This is a genomic window from Microbacterium sp. EF45047, assembly GCF_028472845.1.
GTDB classification, from domain to species: Bacteria; Actinomycetota; Actinomycetes; order Actinomycetales; family Microbacteriaceae; genus Microbacterium; species Microbacterium neungamense.
The window spans coordinates 1,925,463-1,945,667 of sequence record NZ_CP069429.1; the positions used below are offsets into that span (position 1 = coordinate 1,925,463).

Consider the following 20,205-nt stretch of genomic DNA (forward strand, 5'->3'; position numbering starts at 1 on the left):
TCCCGGCCCGGGCACAGGCCGTCGGGGTAGCCTGACCCGACCGGCCCGTGCCCGACGGCGCCGAGTCCGAGAACGTGGAGGACGCACGCCGCCCGTGGTCGACATCGTCATCGTGTTGCTGCTGTTCGCCGCGTTCGTGGCGGGGCTGCGCGCCGGCCTGTTCTCCGCGCTCGGCATGGTCTGCGGGCTCATCGCCGGAGGGCTCGCCGCGCCGTGGGCGCTGCCCGCCGTGGCGGGCCTCGTGACCGACGAGGCCTGGCGCGGTCCCGCCGTCGTCGCCGCGGCCGTGCTGCTGCTCGCGGCGGGCGCGGGGATCGGCGCCGCGATGGGCTCGCTGCTGCGCCGCGGCGCCGACCGGCTGCGGATACGGGTCGCCGAGCGCCTGCTCGGCGGGGCGTTCAGCCTGCTCGCCGCGGTCCTCGCCGTCGTCCTCGCCGGCGCCGGCGTGGCCTCCGCGGGCATCCCCGTGGTCTCCTCGGCGGTGGCGTCGTCGACCGTGCTGCGCACGATCGACGGGATGACGCCCGAGCCCCTGGACGAGGCGATGGCGCGCCTGCACGAGGCCGTGCTCGGCGACACCGTGCTCCCCACCATCGACGGCCTCCTGGACGACAGCGACCTGTCCATCGCCCCCGACGCCGGTGAGATCGACACCGACAATCCCCAGCTCGCCCGGGCCGCGGCCTCGGTGGCCCGGCTCACCGGCGTCGCCCGGGAGTGCCAGGCGATGCTGTCCGGCACCGGGTTCGTCGCCGCCGAGGACCGCATCGTGACGAACGCCCACGTCGTCGCCGGCGTCCAGACCCTGCGCGTCGAGCTGCCCGGCGAGCCCGCCCGCGACGGCCACGTGGTGTACTTCGACCCCGTGGACGACCTCGCGGTGGTCGCCGCGGATGTGGATGCGGCCCCGCTCCCCCTCGGCCAGGCCCTCTCCCCGGGTGCGGGCGGCGTCATCCAGGGCTACCCGCACGGCGGGCCGTTCCGCACCGTACCGGCCGGCGTCGCGGCATCCGACCCGATGACGGTCGCCGACATCTACGGCGGGACGGGCGCCGAGCGCGACGTGTACGCCCTGCGGGCGCAGGTCGAGCCCGGCAACTCCGGCGGACCCCTGCTCACCGAGACCGGCGAGGTGGCCGGCGTCGTGTTCGCTCGCGACGAGGCCCGCGCCGACGTCGGCTACGCCATGACGAACGCCGAGCTGATGCCGGCGCTCGAGGCGGCCCAGGGCGCGGATCAGCCGGTGGCGACGGGACGCTGCCTGGGGTGACAGCCGCCCCGCCGATGCCCGGATGACCGCACGGGGATCATGACCGCGCCGGGTTGCCGTCCGCGACCTCGACCTCGAACGCTAGGCTCCCGTCCCTCGCGCGCGGCGCCATGGGACACTGACTTCCATGCCGCAGCCGACCCCCGATGCCCGCCAGAGCCGACGTCTGCCGGAGACGCTGGATGAGTTCCAGGGCGCCGAAGGGCACCCGCACTTCCGCGTGGACGTCGAGCGTATCCGGTTCTCCCCGTTCTACTCGCGGCTGTCGGCCGTGACGCAGGTGATCTCGCAGGCCGGTGCCGGGCTGGCGGTGCACAACCGGCTCACGCACTCCATCAAAGTCGCCGCCGTCGCCAGGGCGATCGCGACGCACCTGTCGGCGCGGACGGACGAACCCGGCCGGATCGCGGCGGAGCTGGGCGGGGCGCACCCGGTTGTCGTGCAGGCGGCCGCCGCGGCGCACGACCTCGGGCATCCGCCGTTCGGCCACCTCGGCGAGCAGACGCTGGACCGCCTGGCCCGCAGCCGGTTCGGTCTGACCGAGGGCTTCGAGGGCAACGCGCAGACCTACCGCATCCTCACCCGCCTCGACGAGTACGACCGGCCTGGCGTCGGCCTCAACCTCACGGCCGCCGTCCGCGCCGCGGTGCTGAAGTATCCGTGGCGCCGCGGCCATGGCGGGCAGCGCCGCGGAGGGGCGAGCAAGTTCAGCTTCTACGCGATCGACGAGCAGGACGCCCGGCAGGCGCTCGACGCCTACCCCCTGATCGAGCCGGGTCAGCAGACCGTCGAATGCTCCATCATGGACATCTCCGACGACATCGCCTATTCGCTGCACGACCTCGACGACTTCTACCGCGCCGACCTGCTGAATCCCGCGACGCTGTCCGCAGAGTTCCGGGCCTGGCGCCGGGATCTCGCGAAGCTGCGCGCCGCCGACGAGGCGGAGCTGGCCTCGGGCAGCAGGAGCCCTGGGCACTCCCTGGAACTGCTGTGGCGGCGGCTGCGGAGCAAAGACGGCTGGATCGCCGACGAGGACGCCTTCGGCGAGGCGGTCGCGAAGGTGCGGGCCGAGGTGGTCGACGGACTCATCGCCGAGCCCTTCGACGGATCTCTGGCGAGTGAGCGGTCGCTCGCGCGGTTCACCACGGCCTGGATCCGGCGCCTGCAGTCGTCGATCGAGGTGCACCGGCATCCGGACATCCGCTCGGGGCACGTCAGCCTGAGCCGCCAGACCTGGCACGAGGTGGCGGTGCTGAAGTTCCTGCATGAGCGGTTCATCCTCGAGCGGCCCGACCTGACGGTGTATCAACGCGGGCAGGCGAGCGTGCTGGAGCGGCTCGTGGACGGCTTCGCCGCGTGGCTCGACGATCCGCGCGACGCGCGCCGAGCGCCGCGCCGTCTGCTCGACCTCGTCGAGCTCGCCACCGACGACTACCGTCGGCTCCGGGAGGATGCGCCGCTGCTGGTCGCCTCTCGGAGCGACGCCGACATCGAGGCCCTGGGCCGAGGGCGCGGGATCATCGACTACGTCGCCTCGCTCACCGACGCCCAGGCACTCTCACTCGATGCGCTGCTCACCGGACGGACCGAGCGCCTGTGGGATGCCGGCCAGGGTCTGTGATCAGCCCGGCGGCGTCACGCGGATCCTCGCGCTGAAGTTGCTCATGATAATCATTATCGATACGGTCATCGTGTGTCCCCTTCCGCTTTCACGGCTTCGATGCGCCCGGAGGCGCCTGCGGTCTTCGCCGGCCGGTCCCGCCGCCGGGTTCGCGCTCGCACGTGGCTGCTGTGCGCCTTCTTGACCGTCGCCGTGGGCGTGCTCGCGGTGGTCTCCGCCGCGACCGGATCGGTGCCGGTCAGCCCGCGTGAAGCCGCACAGCTCGTCGTGGGTCATGTGCTCCCTGGCATGCCCTGGATGTCGGACGGGTCGCTGTCTCCGCTCCAGGACCAGGCGGTGTGGCACTTCCGACTCCCGCGCGCACTGCTCGCGGGACTGGCAGGAGCCGGGCTGGCACTGGCCGGCGCCCTGATGCAGGTCACGGTGCGCAACCCCCTCGCCGAGCCGTACGTCCTCGGCGTCTCGTCCGGGGCCGGCGTCGGCGCCGTGACGGTGATCGTGCTGGGCTCCGCGACGCTCGGCGGCCTGTCACTGAACGTCGCGGCGTTCGCGGGAGCGCTCACGGCCTGTGTCGCGGTGGCGCGGCCGAGCGCATCACCGAGGTCCTCGACTGTCCACCGGCTCTGCACACGCCCACCGGCCCGCACCGTCCGGCTCGTGCGTCCGAGGCCGGGCTCGTCTTCGACCGTGTGGGGTTCGCCTACGACGATTCCGGACGCATCCTCGACGACTTCTCTCTGCACATCCGGCCGGGAGAGACCGTGGCGCTGGTGGGGACCTTCGGGCGCCGGGAAGACGACAGCGGCACGGCTGGCGCTGCGCTTGTGGGATCCGGACACGGGAAGCGTCCGGATCGACGGCACGGATCTCCGCGACATCCCCGATGACGAGCTCCGCCGGCTCGTCTCCGCGGTTCCTCAGTCCTCGCCGCTTCAACGCGGCACGATCCGCTCCAACATCACGCTGGGCGATCCGGAGGCGTGCGACACCGTCATCCGCGCAACGGCCGGCGCCGCCGGACTCCTCGACCCCGGGATCGGGCTTCCCGAAGGACTCGACACCCCGATCGGAGAACACGGAACGGGTCTCTCCGGCGGGCAACGCGCCCGTGTCGCCATCGCCCGCGCACTCCTCAACGATCCCCGGGTACTGATCCTCGACGAGCCGACCGCTTCGCTCGACCCGGCAGCCGATGCGGTGGTGATGGAGTTCCTCAACCGGTCACAGGACCGCGCGGTGCTTCTGATCGCGCACAGACCCGAGACGATCGCCACGGCAGACCGCATCGTCCGGCTCGCCGCGGCGGACACGGAGGCGTCTTCCCCCGCCAGGCCGAATTTTCGTTTACTGATGAACATGAGTACAAATAGCTGTTTGTGCTAGAGTGGCAGCCACCGAGCAAGGAGATTCACGATGGGTGCCCCGGCTGCAGTCGACCTCGATCTGGCATTGCGTGCGCTGGCCGATGGCAACCGGCGAGCGATCCTGCGGCTGATCCGTTCCGCTCCGCAACCGGTGGGGATGATCGCGGAGGACCTCGGGCTCTCGCAGCAGACGACCTCGCACCATCTCGGGGTGCTCCGCAAGGCGGGGCTCGTGGTCGGCACCCGCGAGGGCACCCGCCATCTGTTCGCGGTCGATACCGATGGGCTTGCGGCGGTGCGTTCGTACCTGGATGATTTCTGGCCACGGAAACTGGCCGACCTCAAGACCGCCATCGAGTCGCGGCAGGAGGATTCCCGTGGCTGAGTTCCGCGCCTCCATCGATATCGAGGCTTCGCCGGAGACGGTGTTCGAGTACCTGACCACCAACGACGGCATGACGGCCTGGATGGGGCAATACGCAGACCTCGACCCGACGCCGGGCGGCACGTTCGCCGTCGACATAGCCGGCCATCCCGTGCGGGGCGAGTATCTTCACGTCGAGCCACCGAGCCGCGTCGTGATGAGTTGGGGTTTCGCGGGGAGCGACGACCTTCCGGCAGGAGCATCGACGGTCGAGTTCCGCCTCACCCCGATCAGCGGCGGGACCAGAGTCGATCTGCTCCATTCCGACCTGCCCGACACCGAGGTGCGCGGCCACGCCGACGGCTGGGCGAACTTCCTGCCCCGTCTCGCCATCGCCGGAACCGGCGCAGACGCCGGGCCCGACGGCTGGCAGCCGCTCCCGGACCGACCGATCACGCCGCAACCGCGGCACGAACCAAGGAGAACCTCGTGACCCACCACAACGCCTACGACACCGTGCAGAAGTATCACCGCGCTTGGACGAGCGGCGACATCGACACAGCGATGAGCTACGTCGCCGACGACATCACGTGCCGTGCTCCCGGCGTCGACCTGGACGGCAAGGACGCTTACCGCGGGTACATCGGCGGCTTCGCCCCGATGCTCACCGGCATCGGCGACATCGCCGAGTTCGCTGACGAAGACCGCGTGGCGCTGTTCTATTACCCGCAGACCGCGACGACCTCCACCGCGCCGGCGGCCGAGTTCTTCACCGTCAAGGACGCGAAGATCACCGAGAGCGTACTCATCTTCGATCGACTCTCCTACGGTCCGCCCACGCAGCCCTGAACCGGGCGCAACCCGTCTCTGGTGAGTCGCGTCATAGGTCACTGTCGGAGGTGTGTCGAAGAACCGTGTCATCGTGCTCAGGATCGGCATCCGCGCCACCCACCGCGGCAAGGCGTCATGGGCTGACCCCATTTCCTAGGCCGTGTTGCTAAATGCTGGTTCGGGGCCTTCGGGTGATTCTTGAGGCGTGTCGCGAGATGTCATCACGGACGAGGTCTGGGAGCTGATCCGGGACGTGTTCCCGCCGGTGAGGACACGGGGCCGTCCTCCGGTGGATCGGCGCACGGTGGTCGAGGCGACCGCGTGGCGGTTCCGCACGGGATCGGCGTGGCGAGACCTGCCCGACCGGTTCGGGAGCTGGAACACGATCTACAAGAACTTCCGCCGGTGGGCGAGCGACGGCGTCTGGGAGGACCTGCTCACCCACGTGCAGAAGCGGGCGTCGCTTCAGGGTGAGATCGACTGGGTCGTGTCGGTGGATTCCTCGATCGCGCGTGTCCATCAGCATGGCGCGACCTTGCCCCGGGTCACAGGGGGATCCGTCGAACTACAAGAAGTCCGGGCCGGAGCCTCCTGACCACGCGATCGGCCGGTCACGGGGTGGTTTGACGACGAAGATCCATCTCGTCTGCGACGGGCAGGCCCGGGCGCTGGTGTTCGTCCTCACTGGCGGGCAGGTCGCAGACACGAGCATGTTCACCTGCGTACTCGACGAGATCCACATCCCCGGCCGAGGGCCCGCGCGCACGAGACCGGACCGGGTGCTCGCGGACAAGGGCTACCCGTCGAAGAAGAACCGGGCCTGGCTGCGCGAGCGCGGCGTCAAGGCCACGATCCCCGAACGCGACGACCAGATCGCGCACCGTCGCAAGCGGCCGGGCCGTCCGATCGACTTCGGCGATGAGCAACGGGAGCGCTACAAGGGCCGCAACGTCGTCGAGCGGTGCTTCAACTTCGTGAAGCAGTGGCGCGGACTCGCTTCCCGCTACGACAAGACCGCCCGGTCATACGCGGCAGGGCTCTGCCTCTCCGCCGCCTTGCAATGGATTTAGCAACACGTCCTAGGGAAATTCGGATCTGGTGCGCGGGGTAGGATCATCGGGTGATGAAGGGGACGAGGGTCATTTCGGTGGCGCTGCTGGCGCTGCTGGTGCTGTGCGTGGCCGTCGTCGGGATGCTGATCTTCGCGAAGGGGGAGGACGTGGACGACGAACCGGGCCGAAGGATCACCCTGCCGCCGCTCGGTGGCATCGCGGACTACCAGATCGGTGGGGCCTACCCGCCCGACCCCGAGGTGGAGATCGTCACCAGGGACCGGTCGCAGGATCCAGTCGACGGGGTGTACTCGATCTGCTACGTCAACGCCTTCCAGGTCCAGCCCGACGAGCTCGCTCAGTGGGAGCGGGACCGTCCGGATCTGGTGCTGCGCGGCCGCGACGGCGCGGTGGTCATCGACGCCGACTGGGACGAGGCGCTTGTCGACACCTCGAGCGCCGCAGCCCGAGAGCGGCTCATGAGTGAGGTGATCGGACCGTGGCTCACGGACTGCGCGAGCCGCGGGTTCGACGCCGTTGAGCCGGACAACCTCGACACCTTCACCCGTAGCGGCGGCGCGCTCACTCGTAGCGACAACCTGGCGCTCGCCACGCTCATCACCTCCCAGGCCCATGACCTCGGGCTGGCCGTGGCGCAGAAGAACACTGCTGAGCTCACCGCAGCCGAGGTACGAGCGGTCGGCTTCGACTTCGCGGTCGCCGAGGACTGCGGCCGCTACTCCTGGGGCGAGGGCACCGAGTGCGACCGCTACCGCGCGATCCATGGCGGGCGCGTGATCGAGATCGAGTATGCGGACGGCGGGGTGGACGCCTTCGAGCGCGCGTGCGCCCGCGCAGACGGGCCCGCCTCGATCATGCTCAGGGACCGCGCCGTCGTGCCGCGAGGTGCTCCCGGGTACGTCTACCGGACGTGCTGAGCGCGCCGCGACGTGGGTCCGAACCAGCCTACCTCACCCCACGGGTGAGGTAGGGCGCCGGGACTGACCCCGAGCAGCGTCGCGCCCAGCTCGCGGCTCCGGCGGACCACTGCGGCCACCTGGTCGGGTCGGCACCCGTGGATCAGGTGCCAGACGTCGCCGGCATCCCCGTCACTGAGCCAACCGGGCGGATCGAGCCGCAGGTGGGTTTCGACGTCGCACTCGCGCACGCAGACCGCATCGCAGAGGTCGAGCAGTGCCGGGTGGCACAGCGTGCCGGGATTGGCGGAGACCCGCGATGCGCCAGCGGAGCGGACTGCGCCGACAACCCGCTCGAACGACGCTGCTGCCGGATGGTCCAGCACACCGGTGCCGGTCACCGCGGACGGCGCGCAGTCGAGGAAGATCGACTCGACCCCATAGAGGTCCTGCCACCGGCGCACATCGGCGACGATCTCGGCGATGGCTCGGCGCCCGTAGTCCATCGGGACGTACCCGTGCACGCGGCTGCCCGGAACCCGCCCGTCCTCACGGTCGAGGAGGGCATCACGATAGGCAGCGTCGGGGGTCGAGCCAGGCCCCGAGTCGACGTTGACGACGAGGACCGACACATCGGGGCTCTGCAGGCAGCGTCGCCAGAGGCCCGGGTCCTCGACGGGATGCCGGTACAGCGGGATGCCGGCACGCATCTCGACCATTTCGGACCTACCAGCTACGGGGGTGGCAGGTGGTGTCGATGGCGCGTGCCGCCGTGAGGACAACGCAGGCCGTGAGCACTGCTGCGCCCAGGGCCGTGGAGAGGTGGGTGACGGCGAGGATACCGATGAGACACAGACCCGCGAGATGCACCGCTCCCATCGCGCGTCCAGCGCGCAGCGTCATCGCCGTCGCCATGGTGAACAGCCCGAGCGCAGGGGCGATGACGAAGAAGGCGACGTCGTCGCTGACCCGTCCGGCGTCGGCGACCGACCGATGGTCGAGCGCAACGGCAACCGTGACGGTGGTGGCGCCGGCGATGAGGCCAGCGAGGGCTAGGTAGGTCAGGGTTCGCGCGATCACCCCGGCCCGCACGGTAGACCAGGCCGAGCCGCGCCGGGTGAGAGCGCGCAGCCGGACCGCGAAGTCAACCATGAGCGGGTCGCACAGAGCGGCGGCGAGGACCCGGCCGAGCGAGAGCGGGATCCGCGCCCCGAGGCCGACTGAGTAGAGCGCGACGACCACTGCAGCGGAGAACAGCGCGGCCTGGACCGCGGCGACGGCGCTCGCACCGAGGTCCCGCCGGTCCGGCAGCCTCGGAGCCCGTCGACCCACGCTCGTCGTTCGCCGATAGCTCGCCGTCGCGAGGACGCAGGTTCCCACCGCGAGGGCGACCAGTGCGGCGCCGGGCAGCCAGCGTGCGCCGGCCAGGTGGCCCGTCCCGGCCGCGACGAGGCAGGCGGCGGCCAGGGCGGCCAGGACCCGCAATCGGCCGAAGACCGTGGTCATGGCCTGGGCGGCGACGAAGGGCAGCCACAGCAGGGCGATGAGGCCGACGACTACTCGGTGGTCGCCCGCCATCGCTAACACGAGGAGGATCGCTGCCGGGACAGCGAGGATCGCCAACGCAGCGCTGCGCCTCGCTCCGTCGGCCGGCTGAGCGAGCCCGACGCGACGCCAGGCCACCGCGCCGACGAGGCTGCCGGTGATCCAGCCGGTAAGGCCGAGCGGGACGACCGCTCGCGCGACCGCCTCGATCTGCACGAGGTTGGCCGCGGCGAGGGCGACGATGAGGGCGCCGGAGAGCAGGACCACCGCCCGCAGCCAGCCTTCCGCCCGAGGGCTGGCATCACTCCGGACCGCTCGCCGGTGGGACGTGCTGCCGGTGGGGAGGGTTCGCGCGTAGTGGTAGACGTCGGCGAAGCCGTACTCGCGCGCCATGGCATCGCTGAAGCCGGCGGCCTCGAGGCGCGCAGTGGCGTCCAGGCTGTCCACCGCACCGGCGACGAGGCTGGCGTGCCGCGCGGACGGGTCCACCACCGGGTCCGCATACTTCATGATGACCTGGGTGCCGATAGCACCCGCCCCTTCGGTGGCTGGTCGGCCAGGCGGCTCGCGACGGGTCCGCCGAGTCGCTCGGAGAGGGAGGCGCTCACGAGCTCGACCCTCGCGGACCGACCAGAACGGGAGCGACCCACGCTCTCGTCATGCTCGAGCGGAGGGTCCAGGCGGACGAACGACCGGACCGGCTGGTCGGGAGCATCCGCGGTGGGCGCCACGGAGGCCGGCAGGAACGCCGCGGGCGTCGTTTCCCCTTCGCCGGCGAGCTCGGCATACCAGCGGCGGAACGAACCGACGCAGCTCTGCAGGGTGAGGTGCTCTTGGGCGTACCGACGGGCTGCCGCGCCGACGCGCGCCCGGTGGGCCCGGTCGGTCAGGAGGCGGATGCACTCGGTGGCGAAGGCTTCCGGGTCCTTCGGCGGCACGAGGGCGCCGCGGTCGCCGGATCGCCCGACGAGCTCGACGACGCCGCCGACATCGGTGCTCACGGTGGCCTTGCCGCTCATCATCGCCTCGATGAGGGTCAGCGGCAGCCCTTCGGAGACGGAGGACAGGGCGACGACGTGGCCGGCGAGGAGCGCCGGGCGTGAGCCCTCGCTCGGGCCCTCCCAGGTCACGGCGTCCTCGATGCCCAGGCTGGCACTCTCGGCGAGCAGGTCAGCCTGGTATGCCGCCGCGGAGTCAGAGCAGGGTCCGAAGATGCGCAACCGCGCCTGGGGGACCTTTGTCCGGACGAGGGCGAAGGCGCGCAGCAGGGTATGCAGGTCCTTCAGCGGGTCGATACGGCCGACGAAGCTGATCGTCGGGACGTCCGGCTCGGTCTCGATCGGCGGGTACGCCGTTGGGTCGACGCCGTTGAGCACCGGGCTAGAGCGGTCAGCCTCGGCGCCCAGGCGGATCGCCCACCGCGAGTTGAAGTCGCTCACCGGCAGGAGTCGGTCAGCCTCTGCGTAGGCGAGCTCGCAGAGCGCGCGCAGGGCCGTCGCGACGGCATACCGGCTCTCCCATTCGAGGTCGGTTCCGCCGAGAGCAAGATAGCGCTCGCGCAGGTACACTCCGTGCTCGGTAAGGGCGAAGGGGGTGCCGTCGCGCCACTTGCGCGCGACGGCGATGAGCGCTGCCGCGCCGTTCGAGGACGCGTGCACCACGTCGACCTCGGGGAAGTCGACGTCAGTGGCGCTGAGGATGCGGTCGACGTGTGCCGCAGCGTCGGCGGCAGCCCCGACGGTCAGGCAAGACTCGCCGTCAAGCCCGGGTGCGTGGTGTTCCCACGCAGCGAGCAGGGCCTCGGCCGACCCGGGGGAGACTAGCAGCGTGCGCAGTCGCCCGTTGCCTGCGGCGACGAGGGCGCGGACCGCCGCACCGACCGCGGCAGAGTCGTGCCGGACCGGACCGGTGAACCCGCCCGCTGGCGCTGGCGGCAGCACGGCCGACCAGAACGCGTGCATCGCGTGGGAGATCCACCGACGCCGGCTGCGGGAGAACGGCCGGACGTCGGTCCAAGAGCTCGCTGCTCGTCCCCAGACGGGGTGCAGCGTGGTTGAGGCGACACTCGGCGGGGTCGGCCAGACGATCGGGGTGTCATCAGGACCGGTGACCGTCACCACGTGGAAGCGGTGCTCCGGCATCCCTTCGAGCAGCTGGTGGCACCAGGTGCTCACCCCGCCCGTCGTGATCGGGTAGGTGCCTTCGTTGACGAGCGCGATCTCCATCGGGGCCCCTACCGCGGCTCGTGCGCGCCGTGGCCGTGGTCGGTGACCGCAGACGTCGCCTCGTTGTCCTCGGCGATCTCGACCGTCGCGTCCTGCGCGTCGACGGGCGGTTCGCTCACCTCGGGCAGTTGGGCCGGGTCATCGCTCGTCGGGAGCTCGGCCTCGGGTGCAGGGTCACCGAGTCCGGCGTCGCGGCCCAGATCGACCGTGACGCTTTCCCCGGCGCCGAGCTCGACCCATGAGGAGCGTGAGCCGGCGTAGGAGGTGCCGAAGGGCTGACCCGCGATCGTCGCCGACGAAGGAGCGGTGACCGGGACCCAGAGAGCGGCCGACCCGGTGTTGGTCACCGTGAGCATGTCGCCGGTGACCGAGGCCTCGACCTGGCTCTTAGAGCTCTCCCATTGGTCTCGGCGACGCAGCTCCTCGCCGGACTCGGCGAGCGAGCTGTTCACGACGGGTGCGGAGTCCGCGAAGAGGTCACGGTATGTGCCCAGCACGCCGTCGAGGACGGGGTAGAGGATCCGGTCGCCGGTGAGGTTGGACTGGTGGGCGTAGTGCGGCCGTGGGTCCATCCCGAGCAGGTGACCGAGAGCGATGCGAGTCTCGGTGGGGACGATATAGTCCGCGAACCCGCTGGAGACGTCGAGCGGCTCGATGCAGGTTGAGCGTCGGTCCGTCTCGCAGATCCCGGACCCGCCGTCCGCGGCAGAGGTGTAGACCCAGTTGTACTCGTCGACCGCGGTACTCGTCAGGGAGGTGTTGTAGTAGATGTTCATCGGGTGGCGCGGCACCGTCAGCGCCTTGCCGATACTGCGCTGCTCGGCCTCACGAGAGGCATCTGAGGCGATCCAGGAGATCCCGGTCTGGTTCAGCGCCCCTGCGAGGTTGGGGTTGTCGGCCGGCATCTGCGGGAGGCTCTTCAGACCCGAGTGCTCGCCGGTGACGAGCTCTGTGCGGTCGAGCGCGACGCCGTTCCTCTGGGCCCAGCGGATGTTGCGGTTGATCTCGCGGCTGATGTCCCCCTTCGGGTACCACTTCACCTGACCGGTCACCGGGTCGGACTGGCACTGCCACGGCGTCACCGACTTGTCCTTGAAGCACCCGATGTAGGGGTGCTCCCAGGTGTGGCTCAGCCAGCGCATCTCACCGGCGTTGGCGAGGAGGGACGTGGTGAGCGCATCGCCTCGGCGGGCGCCGGCGGCGTTGAAGGTCATGTCGAGCTTGAAGTCGTTCGCCCGCTGCCAGTCCACGAGGTGACTGACGTCGCTGGCGTCCATCCGGGACGTCGCCCCGGGTGCGGTGTCGGGGTAGCGGGCCGGGTCGCACTCGTCACCCGGGGTGCAGTTGCCCTCGGCGTTCCACTCGCCGTTGGAGAGGAAGACGTCGTCGATGTGAACGCTGAAGATGTTGCGGTAGAGCGAGGTCGAGACGCCCTGGGTGAGCCAGGAGACGATGCCGTGGGAGAGCACCTTGAAGTGGCTCTGGTAGCCGTTGGAGGCGAAGGTGAGGATCAGCCGCTCCCGGCCGCCGACCTCGTGGACCCCCATGAGGGTGCCGCTACGGCCGTCGCTCCCGGTCGCGGTGAGAATCGGCGTGAAGGAGGAGTCGTCCGTCGCGGGGAGGGGGTCGGCAAGGTAGCCGTAGGACTCGGAGACCGCCGGGTCCACGTCGTCGAGGTCGACCTGGCCGTCGAGGTAGGACCAGTCGCCGCCCAGGGCGTCGGAGGTCAGGGTGGCCTCCAGACCATCGACCGGACCCGAGTAGGTCGGGTAGCCGGTCCCGACCCCGGGGTGGGCCCAGTTGTACGCGTCAACCTCGCGGACGCCGAACTCTGCCTGGTAGCTGGCCAGGGTGCTCTTCTCGTCCTCGCCGAGCCCGGTGAGGGCAGCAGACGGGGCGACGACGCCCAGGTAGTGGGCGATGCCGGCCTCGTGGTCGGCGAGGAACTCGGCGGTGATCCGCGCGCGAGAGGGGTCGCCGAGCGCGAGACGGCGGGTGGCCACCCCTTCGTCCTCGAGGCGATCGGCGATCGCTCCGACCGTCGGTGACCCGTCGTCGAGGACGAGGACGGTCAGCTCGATGGTCGGCTCCGCGGTCGTCTCGGCGGCCGCGGCCGCCAGCCCCGAGGGAGCGGCGGCCAGGACCAGCGCCCCGCCGACGGCGAGGGAGGCGAAGCGTCGCCCAGCCACCCGGCGTCGCTGGTCGGAGCGCGCGCCCGCACGGCCCGTCGCAAGGCCGGGCTGTGCGCATGGTGAGTTGATGGGCCGATCGAACGATCGAGACATGGTTCTTCTGACCTATTCCCCGTAGACATGAAGAACGCTGATCGTGATCGTGTGCTGCGCACGGGATGCGGTCACGAGCTCACTCGTGATCGGCTGCCTGCGTGCCCCCCGGCGATCGGATCGTCCGCCCGATCGTCAGACGTGCTCTGCACGATAGCGTCCATTCCCCGTTGTGTGAACTGTTGAATTGTACACAACAGGTGCAGCCGTTTCCCCCCGTTACTTTCTTCGTGACCCGTTCGGCGGCCATGCTGGGCGGTGACGGCCTGCTGGGCCCGGCATGATTGCTGCCCCCTGTCCTCGATGATCCGGGGGGTGTTGTCACCGGGCCTGGTTGGCGGTGTGTGATCGCTGATAGGGGCTGGACCCGAGCATGCTCGAGGCCGTTCGTAACGTGGATGCCGAGACGCGCCGCCGCGGACGCCGTCACGAGTGAAGCGGAGGACGAAGTGGTCACCAGCATCGACAGATACGACGAGGTCGACGTGTTCGTTGGGCTCGACGTCGGCAAGGGCGAGCATCACGCGGTCGCGCTCGACCGGGAAGCCAAGCGACTATTCGACCGAGCACTCCCGAACGACGAGCGCCAATTGCGGGCGGTGATCGACCAGCTCGCCTCGCATGGCGTGGTGCTGCTGGTCGTAGATCAACCCGCGACGATCGGTGCACTCCCGGTCGCGGTCGCGCAAGCCGCAGGTGCTCTCGTTGGTTACCTGCCGGGGTTGGCGATGCGGCGCATCGCGGATCTGCATCCCGGTGAGGCGAAGACCGACGCGAGAGACGCGGCGATCATCGCCGAAACGGCCCGCACCATGCCGCACACGCTCCGGTCGATCCAGGTCGCCGACGAGAAGGTCGCGGAGCTGAGCATGCTCTGCGGGTTCGACGACGACCTCGCCGGTCAGATCGTCCAGGTCTCCAACCGGATCAGGGGTCTGCTCACCCAAATCCACCCGGCGCTGGAACGCGTGCTCGGGCCGCGGCTGGATCACCCCGCGATCCTGGACCTGCTGCAGCGCTACCCGTCGCCGGCGGCGATGAAGACTGCGGGTGAGAAGCGGCTAGGGAACCGGCTGCTGAAGAACGCGCCCCGCAAAGGTCGTGTCTGGGCGGCAGAGATCATGACCGCGCTCGGCGAGCAGACCGTCGTGGTGACCGGCACCGACGCCGCCGCGCTGGTGCTCCCCAGGCTCGCAGAGCAGCTCCAGGCGTTGCGACGGCAGCGTGATGAGATCGCCATCGAGGTCGAGAAGATCGTCGACGCTCACCCTCTTCAACCGGTCCTGACGAGCATGCCCGGAGTCGGCGTCAGGACCGCAGCCCGGCTCCTCACCGAAGTCACCACCAAGACCTTCGCCACTGCCGGGCACCTCGCCGCCTACGCCGGCCTCGCACCCGTGACCCGACGATCCGGCACCTCGATCCGCGGCGAGCATCCCTCCCGGCGCGGGAACAAGATCCTGAAACGGACCATGTTCCTCTCCGCGTTCGCCGCACTCCGAGACCCCGAATCACGCGCCTACTACGACCGCAAGATCGCCCAAGGCAAACGCCACAACCAGGCCCTCATCGCCCTAGCTCGACGCCGCTCCGACGTCCTCTACGCCATGCTCCGCGACGGCACCCTCTACCAACCGCGACCAGCCCAACCCGCCCTCGCCGCTTGACAGAGGACATAGGGGCACGTGATGGCCAGCACGGCCGCCATCCGCTCCTCCGCGTTGAGCGGCGTGCCCTCGAGCGACGTCAACCCCGTCTCGATCCACTCGGAGCTGTTCGGCGTGACGGGCGAGCCCGTGATCGGCAATCGTCGCGGCGTACGACGGGATCACCCCGAGGAACGTCAGCGGCGTGCCCGCGATCAGCAGCGCGAACGCGAGAAACGGGATGAGCCCGGCCTGGCGGATGAGCACCATCGGGTTGCGAGCGTGCACGAGCGAGGTCTGCATGTAGCCCTTGATCCAGCGGCTGCGCTGACGGATGAAGTTCGGGATCGAGGTGTTCGCCTCCTCATAGGTGACCGAGTCGATCACGCCGAGCGGCCCCTCCCCGCAACCGACCCGGCCGCGCCCCTCGGTTGCCGCACGACCCGGCCGCAGCCATCGGTTGCTGAACGAAGCGGCGCGCCGCGAAGATGAAGCGACCACCGCAAGCGGGCGTGCCCGGCAACCGACCCGGTGAACCGCCTCAGAGCCAGCCGCGCTCCTGGGCGATGCGGGCGGCGGCGACGCGGCCGGAGGCGCCCGTCTTCGCGATCGCGGCGCTGAGGTAGTTGCGCACCGTGCCGGGCGAGAGATGCACACGCTCGGCGATCGCGGCGACGGGCTGGCCGTCGAGGCAGTGCCGGAGGATCTCGCGCTCCCGCTCACCGAGCGGGTTCGCACCTCCGATGAGCGACTCGGTCGCGAGTGCCGGATCGACGATCCGCTCCCCCGCCTGCACGCGCCGCACGACGTCGGCGAGCTCGCCCGCTGGGGTGTCCTTCACGACGAACCCGGCCGCACCCGCCTCGAGCGCGCGGCGCACGTAGCCGGGTCGGCCGAACGTCGTCACGATGAGCGAGCGCACGCCGGGCAGCTCGCGGCGCAGCGCGGCGGCGGCCTCGATGCCGTCGGCGCCCGGCATCTCGACGTCGAGCAGACAGACATCCGCCCCCGATGCCCGCGCCGCGTCGACGACGACGTCACCCCGATCGACCTGCGCGACGACCTCGAGGTCGGGCTCGAGGCTCAGTAGCGCGGCGAGCGCGCCGCGCACGAGCGCCTGATCGTCGGCGAGCAGCAGCCGGATCACCATGTCACCTCCACGCGCGTGCCGGGGCGATCTCCACCGGCCGCGAGCTCTCGCGCGGGCCCGACCGTGAGCCTGGCGCCCGCCGTCGCCGCGCGCTCCCGGATGCCGCGCAGGCCGGTCGCCGCGACGTCCGCGGGCGTGCCGATCCCGTCGTCCTCCACGACGATCCCGGCCGACGCGAGGCGCACGACGCAGCGCCGCGCCCGCGCGTGCCGCACGACGTTCGTCACCGCCTCGCGCAGCGCCCATGCCACGACGATGCGGTGCCGCGGATCGACGACCTCCGGATCGGCGGGCACGTCCGCCTCGACGCCGGCGTCCGCGAGCGCGCGCCTGGCGCTCTCGAGCTCGTCGCCGAGCCGCGCCACGCGCAGCCCTGCGACGGTCGCACGCACCTCGGCGAGCGCCTCGCGCGTGAGGCTGCGGATCTGCGCGAGCTCCGCCTTCGCCGCGTCGGGATCCCGGTCCACCAGCCGCTCGGCGAGCTCGGCCTTTACCGTCAGGAGCGTCAGGCAGTGCCCGAGCGTGTCGTGTACGTCGCGGGCGACGCGCTCCCGCTCGGCGACGACGGCGAGCTGCCGTTCGAGCTCGTTGTGGTCGTCCTGTGCGCCGTCGATGATCCGCACGATCGCGCACGTGACGAGCACGAACGCCGTCGGCAGCAGGAGCCCCCAGTGGTCGCCCAGCTGTCCGCTCGCCGCGAGCGCGATGACGAGCGCCACGGAGATCGCGACCGCGAGCGCGAGCGACCCCGTGCGGGGGCCGGAGAACATCGCAATGGCCACGAGGAACGGCGCCGCCCCGAGCGCGCCGACGCCGACAAGGGCGGTCGCGATGAGCATGAGCACCGTCATGACGGCGAGCGCCGGCAGGCCCCGCCGGGCGGCCTGCTCCCAGGACGCCGACATCGTCAGCCACACGAACGTCGCGACGTACAGCACGCCGAAGATGACGAGCAGCACGACCGCCGTCGTCCGCGCGGCCGGGGCGGCCCCGGACTCGAGCGCCGACGCGATGGGGAAGAACATGCAGACGACCCAGACGACGCCGAGGGTCCACGAGAAGCGGGCCCAGGGGCCCACATCCGCTCGTCTCGCCTGCGCCATGCCCTCCATGCTGACAGGCGCGGGTGCGGGGCCCAGCATCCGCGCGGGACCCGTCGCGAGCGGATCCGTCACTGGCGGGACCGGCCGCGCCGGGCGACGAGCATCGTGGCGACGATGAAGATCGCGGCCCACACGCCCAGGTTGAGCGCCGGCACCCACAGCGCCTCCTGCACCGAGTCGTCCGCCGGGCTCTGGCGCACCGTCCATCCGTCGGTCAGCGGGTACCGCGCGAGCGCGACGTAGCCGTAGAGCGGGGTGAAGCGCGCGATGTCGAGCAGTGCACCGGTAAGCGGGAAGTAGAGGTTGCCGAGGAAGGCGAAGATCACGAGCGATCCGCTCGCCGCGCTCACCGCGGCCTCGCTGCGGAACAGGAGGCCGGCGAGCAGCCCGAAGAACGAGAACACGGCGGATCCGAGCAGCACGACGAGCGCGCTGATCGCCCACACGTGCGGATCCGCCTCGGCGCCGGTCATGGCGCCCAGCGCGTAGATGAGCGCCACGGGAACGATCGCGACGACGAACCCGACCGCCGCGCGCGTCACCACCCGCTCGGCATCGCTCATCGGTGTGAGCGCGAGCTGCCGACCCCATCCCTGCATCTGCTCGACCGCAGCCGTGCCGCCGACGCCGACCGTGGCCGTCACGGCGCCATACGCCGCCATGCCGATCATGACGTAGAACGCGACGTTGCCGTTGCCGACGCTGTTCTCGCCGTACGACTGGCTCGCGCCGAAGATGACGTAGAGGAGCGCGGGCAGAACCGCGACGAAGAACATCGTCACGACGTCGCGCACGATGCGCCGCAGCTCGATGCCGAAGTACGTGAGGTTCATCACGCCGCTCCCATCGGTGCCGCGGCCGCCGGAGCGGCACCTGCCGTGAGCGCCTCGAACGCATCGTCGAGGCTGCCCGTGGCGATCTCGAGGTCGCGCGCGCCGAGCTCGTTCAACAGCACGCGCGCGACCGCGTCGGAGTCGGCGGTCCGCACGAGCAGCCGCCCGGCGTCGACCTCGACCTCCCCGAGCTCCCGCAGCCGCTCGAGCGCCGCCTGCTGCGATCCGGCATCGACGTAGGCAGACACCCGTCGGCCCGTCGCGGTCGCGCGGATCTCCGCGGTCGTGCCGTCGGCGACCACCCGGCCGCCGGCGACCATCACGATCCGCTGCGCGAACGCGTCGGCCTCCTCGAGGTAGTGCGTCGCGAAGATCACGGTGCGCCCACTTCTGGCATCCGCGCGCATCGTGTCCCAGAACTCCCGGCGAGCGCGCACGTCCATGCCGGCCGTCGGCTCGTCGAGGATGAGCAGATCCGGATCGGGCAGCAGCGCGAGCGCGAACCGCAGCCGCTGCTGCTCTCCTCCCGAGCACTTCGATACTCGTCTGCGCGCAATGCCCTCGAGACCCGCCCGCGCGATCACCTCGTCGACGGAGAGCGGATCGGCGAAGGTCGAGGCGATGAGGGTGATGGTCTCGCGCACGGTGAGGTCGCGCAGCAGTCCGCCGGTCTGCAGCACGGCGGACACCCGGCCGGCGCGCACCGCCCGGCGCGGCGCCTGGCCGAAGACCGCGACGTCGCCGTCGGTGGGATTCGTCAGGCCCAGCACCATGTCGAGCGTCGTCGTCTTCCCGGCACCGTTGGGCCCGAGCAACGCCACGATCTCGCCTCGGCCGATCTCGAGGTCGATCCCGTCGACCGCGCGGACGGCGCCCGGTCCCGTTCCGAACTGCTTCACCACGCCGCGCAGCGCGACCGCGGCGGCATCCCGTGTGTCCATGCCTCCACACTCGCCGAACGCTCCGCGCGCGCACGATCCGCGCCCGTCACGAGTTAGGCATGACAACTGTCACGCCCCGTCGGGCCGCGCAGATGAAGCGATCCCAGCACCCTCGCCCGACGGCGGGTGTGGAGCCTTCGGGTGATCCTTGAGGCGTGTCGCGAGATGTCATCACGGACGAGGTCTGGGAGCTGATCCGGGACGTGTTCCCGCCGGTGAGGACACGGGGCCGTCCTCCGGTGGATCGGCGCACGGTGGTCGAGGCGACCGCGTGGCGGTTCCGCACGGGATCGGCGTGGCGAGACCTGCCCGACCGGTTCGGGAGCTGGAACACGATCTACAAGAACTTCCGCCGGTGGGCGAGCGACGGCGTCTGGGAGGACCTGCTCACCCACGTGCAGAAGCGGGCGTCGCTTCAGGGTGAGATCGACTGGGTCGTGTCGGTGGATTCCTCGATCGCGCGTGTCCATCAGCATGGCGCGACCTTGCCCCGGGTCACAGGGGGATCCGTCGAACTACAAGAAGTCCGGGCCAGAGCCTCCTGACCACGCGATCGGCCGGTCACGGGGTGGTTTGACGACGAAGATCCATCTCGTCTGCGACGGGAAGGCCCGGGCGCTGGTGTTCGTCCTCACTGGCGGGCAGGTCGCAGACACGAGCATGTTCACCTGCGTACTCGACGAGATCCACATCCCCGGCCGAGGGCCCGCGCGCACGAGACCGGACCGGGTGCTCGCGGACAAGGGCTACCCGTCGAAGAAGAACCGGGCCTGGCTGCGCGAGCGCGGCGTCAAGGCCACGATCCCCGAACGCGACGACCAGATCGCGCACCGCCGCAAGCGGCCGGGCCGTCCGATCGACTTCGGCGATGAGCAACGGGAGCGCTACAAGGGCCGCAACGTCGTCGAGCGGTGCTTCAACTTCGTGAAGCAGTGGCGCGGACTCGCTTCCCGCTACGACAAGACCGCCCGGTCATACGCGGCAGGGATCTGCCTCTCCGCCGCCTTGCAATGGATTTAGCAACACGGCCTAGTTCACCGCATCGACCACCGGTA

17 protein-coding genes and 2 pseudogenes are annotated in these 20,205 nt (G+C 70.6%); 10 read left to right on the plus strand and 9 right to left on the minus strand.

Translation table 11 applies throughout. The annotated features are described in order from the left end of the window. Positions 1–94 precede the first annotated feature (94 nt). From JRG78_RS09340 to JRG78_RS09380, 8 genes and pseudogenes are all read left to right on the plus strand, one after another. Positions 95–1,270 carry a MarP family serine protease gene (locus tag JRG78_RS09340; protein ID WP_259606414.1) on the plus strand — a complete coding sequence of 392 codons (1,176 nt, stop codon included), beginning with the start codon at positions 95–97 and terminating at the stop codon, positions 1,268–1,270. Positions 1,271–1,397: 127 nt separating this feature from the next. After that, a complete protein-coding gene (locus JRG78_RS09345; protein ID WP_259606415.1) occupies positions 1,398–2,894 on the plus strand; it encodes a deoxyguanosinetriphosphate triphosphohydrolase family protein in 1,497 nt (498 codons plus the stop codon). A gap of 180 nt (positions 2,895–3,074) precedes the next feature. Further along, entirely contained in the window at positions 3,075–4,277 is a 1,203-nt protein-coding gene (locus tag JRG78_RS09350; protein WP_259606416.1) for an iron chelate uptake ABC transporter family permease subunit, read from the plus strand. 30 nt (positions 4,278–4,307) lie between these two features. Continuing rightward, the gene (locus JRG78_RS09355) at positions 4,308–4,643 is read left to right on the plus strand and encodes an ArsR/SmtB family transcription factor (RefSeq protein ID WP_259606417.1); all 336 of its coding nucleotides are present in this window, start codon (positions 4,308–4,310) and stop codon (positions 4,641–4,643) included. Beyond that, positions 4,636–5,115 carry an SRPBCC family protein gene (locus JRG78_RS09360; protein WP_259606418.1) on the plus strand — a complete coding sequence of 160 codons (480 nt, stop codon included), beginning with the start codon at positions 4,636–4,638 and terminating at the stop codon, positions 5,113–5,115. The genes JRG78_RS09355 and JRG78_RS09360 overlap by 8 nt, the downstream gene beginning before the upstream one ends. Next, on the plus strand, positions 5,112–5,471 hold the full coding sequence (locus JRG78_RS09365) for a nuclear transport factor 2 family protein (protein WP_259606419.1): 360 nt from the start codon (positions 5,112–5,114) through the stop codon (positions 5,469–5,471). Before JRG78_RS09360 ends, JRG78_RS09365 begins: the two co-directional genes overlap by 4 nt. 187 nt (positions 5,472–5,658) lie before the next feature. Then, positions 5,659–6,523 (plus strand): annotated as a pseudogene (locus JRG78_RS12755) (IS5 family transposase). Positions 6,524–6,576: 53 nt separating this feature from the next. After that, positions 6,577–7,443, plus strand: a complete 867-nt coding sequence (locus JRG78_RS09380; protein WP_259606421.1) for an endo alpha-1,4 polygalactosaminidase — start codon at positions 6,577–6,579, stop codon at positions 7,441–7,443. Here JRG78_RS09380 and JRG78_RS09385 read toward each other — a convergent pair. Genes JRG78_RS09385 through JRG78_RS09400 form a run of 4 tightly spaced genes read right to left on the minus strand, consistent with a single transcriptional unit; the run spans position 7,428 to position 13,381 of the window. Further along, entirely contained in the window at positions 7,428–8,141 is a 714-nt protein-coding gene (locus tag JRG78_RS09385) for a spherulation-specific family 4 protein (protein WP_259606422.1), read from the minus strand. The genes JRG78_RS09380 and JRG78_RS09385 overlap by 16 nt on opposite strands. Positions 8,142–8,148: 7 nt before the next feature. Then, entirely contained in the window at positions 8,149–9,477 is a 1,329-nt protein-coding gene (locus tag JRG78_RS09390; RefSeq protein ID WP_272653337.1) for a hypothetical protein, read from the minus strand. Continuing rightward, positions 9,474–11,192 (minus strand): GT4 family glycosyltransferase PelF, encoded by a 1,719-nt coding sequence (gene pelF, locus JRG78_RS09395; RefSeq protein ID WP_259606424.1) that lies wholly within the window; start codon positions 11,190–11,192, stop codon positions 9,474–9,476. Before pelF ends, JRG78_RS09390 begins: the two co-directional genes overlap by 4 nt. Positions 11,193–11,200: 8 nt before the next feature. Then, positions 11,201–13,381: a hypothetical protein gene (locus JRG78_RS09400; RefSeq protein ID WP_259606425.1), complete on the minus strand. Its 2,181-nt coding sequence runs from the start codon at positions 13,379–13,381 to the stop codon at positions 11,201–11,203. Positions 13,382–13,875: 494 nt separating this feature from the next. On the opposite strand from JRG78_RS09400, the gene JRG78_RS09405 reads away from it, so the two are divergent. Next, a complete protein-coding gene (locus JRG78_RS09405) occupies positions 13,876–15,144 on the plus strand; it encodes an IS110 family transposase (RefSeq protein WP_239541894.1) in 1,269 nt (422 codons plus the stop codon). On the opposite strand, the gene JRG78_RS09410 is transcribed toward JRG78_RS09405, so the two are convergent. The 5 genes from JRG78_RS09410 to JRG78_RS09430 all read right to left on the minus strand — a co-directional run bounded on the left by JRG78_RS09410 (position 15,052) and on the right by JRG78_RS09430 (position 19,150). Next, the gene (locus JRG78_RS09410) at positions 15,052–15,510 is read right to left on the minus strand and encodes a glycosyltransferase (protein ID WP_259606426.1); all 459 of its coding nucleotides are present in this window, start codon (positions 15,508–15,510) and stop codon (positions 15,052–15,054) included. The genes JRG78_RS09405 and JRG78_RS09410 overlap by 93 nt on opposite strands. A gap of 154 nt (positions 15,511–15,664) precedes the next feature. Beyond that, positions 15,665–16,273, minus strand: coding sequence for a response regulator transcription factor (locus JRG78_RS09415; RefSeq protein WP_259606427.1), 609 nt, complete (start codon positions 16,271–16,273; stop codon positions 15,665–15,667). Then, positions 16,267–17,376 (minus strand): sensor histidine kinase, encoded by a 1,110-nt coding sequence (locus JRG78_RS09420; protein WP_259606428.1) that lies wholly within the window; start codon positions 17,374–17,376, stop codon positions 16,267–16,269. The genes JRG78_RS09415 and JRG78_RS09420 overlap by 7 nt, the downstream gene beginning before the upstream one ends. Positions 17,377–17,444: 68 nt before the next feature. After that, positions 17,445–18,209: an ABC transporter permease gene (locus JRG78_RS09425; protein WP_259606429.1), complete on the minus strand. Its 765-nt coding sequence runs from the start codon at positions 18,207–18,209 to the stop codon at positions 17,445–17,447. Next, positions 18,209–19,150 (minus strand): ABC transporter ATP-binding protein, encoded by a 942-nt coding sequence (locus tag JRG78_RS09430; RefSeq protein ID WP_259606430.1) that lies wholly within the window; start codon positions 19,148–19,150, stop codon positions 18,209–18,211. Before JRG78_RS09430 ends, JRG78_RS09425 begins: the two co-directional genes overlap by 1 nt. 155 nt (positions 19,151–19,305) lie before the next feature. Here JRG78_RS09430 and JRG78_RS12760 point away from each other — a divergent pair. Then, positions 19,306–20,170, plus strand: a pseudogene (locus JRG78_RS12760) (IS5 family transposase). Positions 20,171–20,205 lie beyond the last annotated feature (35 nt).

Excerpts from the sequence above, each read along its gene's own strand:
- JRG78_RS09345 (WP_259606415.1), top strand. The coding sequence starts at position 1,398 with ATGCCGCAGCCGACCCCCGATGCCCGCCAGAGCCGACGTCTGCCGGAG.
- JRG78_RS09355 (WP_259606417.1), top strand. The coding sequence starts at position 4,308 with ATGGGTGCCCCGGCTGCAGTCGACCTCGATCTGGCATTGCGTGCGCTG.
- JRG78_RS09380 (WP_259606421.1), top strand. The coding sequence starts at position 6,577 with ATGAAGGGGACGAGGGTCATTTCGGTGGCGCTGCTGGCGCTGCTGGTG.
- JRG78_RS09385 (WP_259606422.1), bottom strand. The coding sequence starts at position 8,141 with ATGGTCGAGATGCGTGCCGGCATCCCGCTGTACCGGCATCCCGTCGAG.
- JRG78_RS09390 (WP_272653337.1), bottom strand. The coding sequence starts at position 9,477 with ATGAAGTATGCGGACCCGGTGGTGGACCCGTCCGCGCGGCACGCCAGC.
- pelF (WP_259606424.1), bottom strand. The coding sequence starts at position 11,192 with ATGGAGATCGCGCTCGTCAACGAAGGCACCTACCCGATCACGACGGGC.
- JRG78_RS09405 (WP_239541894.1), top strand. The coding sequence starts at position 13,876 with ATGCCGAGACGCGCCGCCGCGGACGCCGTCACGAGTGAAGCGGAGGAC.
- JRG78_RS09415 (WP_259606427.1), bottom strand. The coding sequence starts at position 16,273 with ATGGTGATCCGGCTGCTGCTCGCCGACGATCAGGCGCTCGTGCGCGGC.
- JRG78_RS09420 (WP_259606428.1), bottom strand. The coding sequence starts at position 17,376 with ATGGCGCAGGCGAGACGAGCGGATGTGGGCCCCTGGGCCCGCTTCTCG.
- JRG78_RS09425 (WP_259606429.1), bottom strand. The coding sequence starts at position 18,209 with ATGAACCTCACGTACTTCGGCATCGAGCTGCGGCGCATCGTGCGCGAC.
- JRG78_RS09430 (WP_259606430.1), bottom strand. The coding sequence starts at position 19,150 with ATGGACACACGGGATGCCGCCGCGGTCGCGCTGCGCGGCGTGGTGAAG.